Below are 6,236 nucleotides of genomic sequence, written 5' to 3'. Positions count from 1 at the left end.
TCGGCTACGGCCCGCCCGGAGCGGCAACCCCGCGCCGGCCGGTCGAGGACGTCCTGGACCTGCGGGAGGGGTGAGGGGCGCCCCGGCTCCAACCGGCCCCTCCCGCAGGGGAATCAGCGCGTCACGGGCGGCGCACGAAGACGTCCTGCAGGAGGTTGGTGTCTCCCGGCACCAGGTTGCCGTCGTTGGCGTTGAAGATCACCGTGTCGCCGGTGGCGTCCACGCGGGGGCCGGAGGAGGCCGTGTCGCTCTGCCCGCCGTCGCGCGTCAGGCTGATTCGCTCGATCGTCCCGGTCCACAGGTCGCGGCGGAACACGTCGCAGGCCTGGTTCGTGTCGCCGGGGACCAGGTTGTCGGCGGTGGAGTCGAAGTAGACCCAGCGGTCGTCGGCGGTCATGGCGCCGCCGGACGAGACGCCGCCGGCGGTCGTGCCCGGCAGGCCGGTGTTGACCTTGGTGGTCCTGCCGGTGGCCAGCTCGTGGACGTACACGTCCAGCCGGGTGCCGCCGTGGCCGGGCTGTCCGGTGCCGTAGGTCGCGAGGCTGTAGACCGCGTAGCGGCCGTCCCGGCTGACTCGGGCGTCGTAGGCGACGCTGCCGAGGTGCCCGGTGTCGTCCAGGCTGCCGGCGGTGGTCCTGCCGGTGCCGGCCTTCCAGACGTAATACGGGTAGTAGTGGGGCCCACGCGCCAGCGACGGTGTGACGCTCGGGGCGTCCGGCACGAGGTTGCCCGCCTTGGAGCCGAAGCCGACGGTGGAGCCGTCCGCGCTGATCGTCGGGTTGAAGGAGTTGCTGTCGGCGGCAGTGCCGTCCAGGCCGACGGTGACCAGCCGGCTGGTGTGGGTCCAGCGGTCGGTGACGTAGACATTGTTCTGGCCGGTGATCGCGGCGCCGGGCGCGAGGTCGCCGCGGTTGGAGACGTAGGCGACGTAGCGCCCGTCCCGGCTGATCGAGGGGCTCTGGGCGTCGTAGCGGCTCTGGTCGTCGGTGCTGGGCAGGCCACCGGCGGTGACCAGCTCGGTGCGGCCGGTCCAGCGGTCGCGGACGTAGATGTCGCCGCGGTGCTTCGAGCCGCCGGGCAGCACGTTGGTGGCACTGGTGCTGAACGCCACGTACCGGCCGTCGCCGCTGATCGAGGCCTGGAAAGTCATGCCGTCCAGCTTCGAGCCGTCGTCGGCGACGCTGACCCGCTCGACGTGGCCGTTGCGCAGGTCCTTGACGTAGATCTCGGTGATGTTCGGCGTGCCGCCCTGGGGCAGCAGGTTGGTCGCCGTGGACGAGAACAGCGCGTAGCGGCCGTCGTCGCTCAGCCCGAGCGCGGTCGAGTAGCCGTCGAGCTGCTCGCCCTTGGCGCCTTCGCTGACGCGGGCGGTGTCGCCCTTGGGCGGCCGGGCCTCGGCGGCCGGCATCGCGGCGCCGGCCGCGACGGCGGCGACCAGGACGGCGGCGGCGCGGGCCGGCCAGCGGCGGGTGCGGGCGGTGGTCATGGATCATCCTCCCCTGATGACGGTGCCGGGCTTCGAACACCCCCATGGCCCGGTCAAGGAAGAGCCAAGTGCCGCCCGGGACTTGTGGTCAACAACCGGAACCGATGTCGTCCGGATTTCCGGCCGAAACCTCTCCCTCCGGTACGCCCGGTGGGGGCGCACCGGAGGGAGGCGGCCTGCGACTACGGGCGCCAGACCACTGCGATGTGGCTGGTGACCCAGGGCTGGGGGTGGAGCGACCGGACGCCGACGATCAGGCCCGCGTTGTTGATGAACTGGGCGAAGCCGTTGCTCGCCGGGGCGAAGGCCAGCTCGGTCGTGGTGCCGTCGGCGTTGAAGCGCGCGGGGTACTTGAGGTCGCGGTCCAGCGGGGGCACGCCCGAGTAGCCGACGGAGACCCCGGCGTCGTTGACGGCGAGGGCCGTGGTGTGGACGGTGCCGATGGCGGTCGCGGTGCCGTCGGGGGCCCAGCTCGTGGCGGTGGCGTTGATGCTCACCTCGCCGTCCTGGTTGCCCACCGCGGTGCCGCTGGCGTTGATGGCCAGCGCCTGCGAGCGCAGGCCGAGGTCGGTGAGGGTGCCGTCGGCGGCCCAGAGCAGGGAGTGGAACTGGGTTTCGTCGCCGGGTACCGAGGTGGCCTTGCCGAGCACGGTACCGGCGTCGTTGATCTTGAGCACGGTGATGGTGGTGTAGCCCGAGGCGGGGATGAAGGCCGTGGGAGTGCCGTCCGGGCTCCACGTCACGGTGTGGGAGCCACCGGGGCCGGAGGAGTAACCGGCCACCGTGCCGGTGCTGTTGACGGCGACGGCCCAGGAGTCGGTGTCGCCGGCCAGGGGCGCGAGGGGCACGGGCAGGCCGTCCGGGCCCCACTTGACGGCGTGGTTGTGCCCGCCGCCCGAGGTGAGCCCGACCGCCGTGCCGGTGCTGCTGATGGTGTAGGCGTAGGCGTCCGTGTCGCCCGGGAGCGACGGCAGCGCGGCGACCGTGCCGTCGGGGGACCAGCGCACCGAGTGGTTCCCGGAGCGACCGACGACCGTGCCGTCGTCCGCGACGGCCCACGTACGGCCGGTGGTGTCCCCAGGGAGGAGGGGGAGCGCGGTGACGCTGAGGTCCGCGTTCCAGCGGACGGGGAAGAGGGTGAAGTCGGCGCGGGTCGCCTCGCCTACGATCACGCCCTTGGCGTTGACCCCGTACGGATCGGTGTAGACGCCGCCGGCCGGGAGCGGCAGGTCGACGGCCACGGGGGCGGCGGGCGCGGTGTCGGCCGTCGCCGTGCCGGCGGTGCCCAGCGCGAGGGCACAGGCGATGGCCAAGGCGGCTGAGCGGTGCGAAGTGCGTATGTTCATCACGTGCGTTCCTGTCTCGTTGACGATGGACGGGACGTGCAGGAGACGTGCGGGAAGTGCACCTTGCATGACATGACGTCAGTTGCTTTGCATGGGAAGGGTCATGAAGAGGTCCCACGCTCCGATCGGCCGGAACGCGGGACCTCCGCACAGTCTTCACCAAACGCGGCGACCGCGCAGTTGTTTCTCCTTGGAAGCTCTCAACCCTTGAGCCCCAAGGAGCCCACCAGCTGGTCGAGTTCGGATCGGAAGAGTTTGTCCGGGGAGGGCGTCTGGCCGCGCAGGTGGCCGTAGATCTCCAGCGACACCAGGCCGTGCAGGTGGCCCCAGATCCGCAGTGCCAGGGCCACGCCGGCCGGCGGCAGGTCGGGAAAGGCCGGGCGCACCTTGCCGAGCAGCCCGGGATCGAAGTCGTCCCAGGTGAACTCGCTCTTCGGGAAGGCCGGTTCGGTGTCCTCCCAGGCCGCGTCCGCGAGCGCCGCGATACCGACGCAGACCCGCTGGGCGGCGTCCGGCGCGGCACCGCCGTCGGGGGCCCGGTAGCCGGGGACGGGGTCGCCGTAGACGAGGCGGAAGCCCTCGGGGTTGGCCAGCGCCCAGTCGCGGAAGGCGTGTGCCCAGGCCTGGATGCGCCGCGCGGGGCCGTCCTGCGCCGACGCGGCCCATGCGGCGTCGACGGCGTCCGCGAGCGCCGAGTAGACGTCCGCGATGAGGGTGGTGACCAGGTCGTCGCGGGTCGCGAAGTAGCCGTAGATCGCGTTGGGGGTCATGCCCATCTCGCGGGCGATGGCCCGCAGGGTGATCGCGTCCGGGCCGCCGGAGCGCATCAACTCCAGTGCGGTGCTCTTGATTTCGGCGGTTGTCTCGGCGCGCAGCCGCTCGCGTCGTCCGGTGGTTCGGGTGCCTGTCACGAGGCCACTCTACAGCGTGACCTCAGTACTTGCCGTGAGAAAACTTCACGCCGTACAGTGACGGCACGGCGTGAAGCCGAATCGGCCTCGCCGCTGTCCGTCCGGCATGTCCGGCGCATGAAACCAGGGGAGAACCATGCACATTGGCGTCATCGGGGCGACCGGCACCATCGGCAGCCGGGTCGTCGACGAAGCTCTACGGCGCGGACACCGCGTGACGGCGTTCAGTCGCGACGCGTCCGGGGTCGACGACCGCCGGGAAAACCTGGGTCGGGCGAGCGTCGATGTCCTCGACGCCGCGAGCGTCGCGGCCGTCCTGCCCGGCCTGGACGTCCTCATCAGCGGCTTCCAGCCGGGGAACGCGGCGAAGGACTTCGCCGATACGGTGCGACGTTCGATCGCGGAGCCGACGGTTTACGCGGATGCCGCGCGTGCCCTGCTCAAGGCCCTGGAGAGCCACCCGCGCACCCGGCTGATCGTCATCGGGGGAGCGGGCAGCCTGGAGATCGAGCCGGGCCTCGTCCGCGCCGACCACGACGACCTCATCCACGCGTCGCTCGAGGAACTCGGCCTCCCGCGCGAGTACGCAGCCGCGGTGCGCGGCCACCGCGACGCGCTGAACGTCCTGCGACTCTCGAACCGGCTCTGGACGTACTTCAGCCCTGCCGAGCAGATCGCCCCCGGCGAGCGCACCGGCCGCTACCGCGTCGGCGGCGACCAGCCGGTGCTGGACGCGGACGGGCTGAGCCGGATCTCGGTGGAGGACGCGGCCGTTGCACTGGTGGACGAGGCCGAGCTGCCGCGTTTCGTCCAGCGGCGATTCACGGTCGGCTACTGAGCCGCCTGCGGGAGTCGTGCAGGGGCGGGATCGGCCCGCACAAGTGTGGCTTGTCGGGTGGGAGTTACAGCGTGCGGGCGAGGTCGAGGAAGGCCCGCCAGGCGTCGGGGGAGAAGGTGAGGCGGGGGCCGGTCTTGTCCTTGGAGTCACGGACGAGGACGGCGGTGGTGGTTTTGGCGACCTCGACGCAGTAGTAGTCCTCCTTGCCGCTGTATGTGCTCTTGCGCCAAGCGATTTCGACGCAGGCGGCGCTGTAATCGCCGCTGTGGCTGCTCTTGAACCACATCAGTTCGGCCATGCCGACGACGGTACGCCGACGGCCCATCGCTGCCTAGCGATGGGCCGTCAGGAGGGCGCGGTGTCGGCCGTCGCCGTGCCGGCGGTGCGGGACCTCCGCACAGTCTTCACCAAACGCGGCGACCGCGCACCCGTTCTTCCGACGCCGGGCGGCGGTTGCGGCCGATGGGCATCCCCGTCCGGGTGCCTAGGGTGCCTCCTCTTCCGCGATGTAGGCCTCGTACTGCGCGGCCGTGAGCAGGCCCTTCAGCTCATCGGGCTTGGTCAGCTTGAGCTTGATCATCCAGGTGTGGTGCGGGTTGGCGTTGACCTCTTCGGGCTCCTCGGCCAGATCCTCGTTGATCGCCGTGACCTCACCGGACACCGGCACGTACAGCTCGTTCGCAGCCTTGACCGACTCCACCATGCCGAACGCCTCGCCGACGTCGAGTTTGCGCCCGACCTTGGGGAGTTCGACGAAGACGATGTCGCCGAGCTGCCGCTGGGCGAAGTCGGTGATGCCCACGAGAACGGTGTCCCCCGTGGGCGACACCCACTCGTGCTCCTTGGTGTACTTGAAGTCCGTCGGGTAGGGCATGGAACCTCCGTAGGGTCGAACTTTGCCGATGACTCATCAGCCGTCGGAATGAGCCTGCTACAGATCTCCGCCACCCGTGGCGACTGTCACCCGCATGAGTGAACCGGCCGCGCCGCCGCCCGCGGCTGTGCCTGGGTCCGCGATCACTCTGAGGGGCTGAATTCGGCAAGAAGTCGCGGCGTTCTGCCGAGAACTCCTGACGACAAGAGGCGCATCCAGCGCCGTCCCGCTCGCCCCCATCCAGGAGTCCGACGATGCTTCTGCCGCTCCACCGCCGTACGCCCCGCGCCGCCGCCGTTCTCCTCGTGCTCGGTGCCGCGCTCGCGACCGCCGCAGCTCCGCCGGCCCCCGCCGCGCCCCGTCAGGGATGTACGGGGGACGGGTGCTACCAGCTCGACCCGGTCGAGGAAGGGTGTGCCGACGACGCCGTCACCGTGGACGGCGCAAGCGCGACGATCGGGGACATGCGCGTCGATCTCCGCTACAGCGAGTCCTGCCGGGCCAGTTGGGCCCAGGCACGCACCACGCCGGACCTGCGGAAGATCCTCGTCGGCACCCACGGCGCCTCCGAGGCGCAGGTGGAGTACAACGACCTCGGGACGAAGACCATCTACACGAACATGGTCGACGGCACCACCGCCGGCTTCGTGTGCATCTACCCGAGGCGCGGGAACCCGAACTGCGGAAACGTGGTGACACCGTCCGCCCGGTGAGGGCGGGGGTGGGGGGGGGTCTGGAGCCCCCCGCCAATAAGAGGCCACCCCCCCGGGCGCCCGCCGGG

Annotated in this window: 7 protein-coding genes; 2 read left to right on the top strand and 5 right to left on the bottom strand. The window is 71.0% G+C overall.

The annotated features are described in order from the left end of the window. Window positions 1–121 precede the first annotated feature (121 nt). From AB0O00_RS26650 to AB0O00_RS26640, 3 genes are all read right to left on the bottom strand, one after another. Window positions 122–1,486: a hypothetical protein gene (locus tag AB0O00_RS26650; RefSeq protein ID WP_363655865.1), complete on the bottom strand. Its 1,365-nt coding sequence runs from the start codon at window positions 1,484–1,486 to the stop codon at window positions 122–124. Between the two features lie 182 nt (window positions 1,487–1,668). Then, window positions 1,669–2,832: a hypothetical protein gene (locus AB0O00_RS26645; RefSeq protein WP_363655863.1), complete on the bottom strand. Its 1,164-nt coding sequence runs from the start codon at window positions 2,830–2,832 to the stop codon at window positions 1,669–1,671. 200 nt (window positions 2,833–3,032) lie between these two features. Then, on the bottom strand, window positions 3,033–3,743 hold the full coding sequence (locus AB0O00_RS26640; RefSeq protein WP_363655861.1) for a TetR/AcrR family transcriptional regulator: 711 nt from the start codon (window positions 3,741–3,743) through the stop codon (window positions 3,033–3,035). Between the two features lie 136 nt (window positions 3,744–3,879). Between AB0O00_RS26640 and AB0O00_RS26635 the strand changes: the two genes are divergently transcribed. After that, complete coding sequence (locus AB0O00_RS26635) at window positions 3,880–4,581, top strand: NAD(P)H-binding protein (RefSeq protein ID WP_363655859.1); 702 nt, start codon at window positions 3,880–3,882, stop codon at window positions 4,579–4,581. Between the two features lie 64 nt (window positions 4,582–4,645). Here the strand turns inward: AB0O00_RS26635 and AB0O00_RS26630 are convergent, their stop codons facing one another. Together AB0O00_RS26630 and gcvH are read right to left on the bottom strand one after the other, a co-directional pair. Next, window positions 4,646–4,879: a DUF397 domain-containing protein gene (locus AB0O00_RS26630; RefSeq protein WP_363655858.1), complete on the bottom strand. Its 234-nt coding sequence runs from the start codon at window positions 4,877–4,879 to the stop codon at window positions 4,646–4,648. A 186-nt stretch (window positions 4,880–5,065) separates the two neighbouring features. After that, a complete protein-coding gene (gene gcvH, locus AB0O00_RS26625; RefSeq protein WP_363655856.1) occupies window positions 5,066–5,455 on the bottom strand; it encodes a glycine cleavage system protein GcvH in 390 nt (129 codons plus the stop codon). A gap of 254 nt (window positions 5,456–5,709) precedes the next feature. Here gcvH and AB0O00_RS26620 point away from each other — a divergent pair, with 254 nt between their 5' ends. Further along, window positions 5,710–6,168: a DUF2690 domain-containing protein gene (locus AB0O00_RS26620; RefSeq protein WP_363655854.1), complete on the top strand. Its 459-nt coding sequence runs from the start codon at window positions 5,710–5,712 to the stop codon at window positions 6,166–6,168. Window positions 6,169–6,236 lie beyond the last annotated feature (68 nt).

Source organism: Kitasatospora sp. NPDC093558 (genome assembly GCF_040683475.1).
In the GTDB taxonomy this organism is placed as follows: Bacteria; Actinomycetota; Actinomycetes; order Streptomycetales; family Streptomycetaceae; genus Kitasatospora.
Note: the sequence above shows the minus strand (reverse complement) of the source record. Positions and strands in the feature narration are given on the sequence as shown.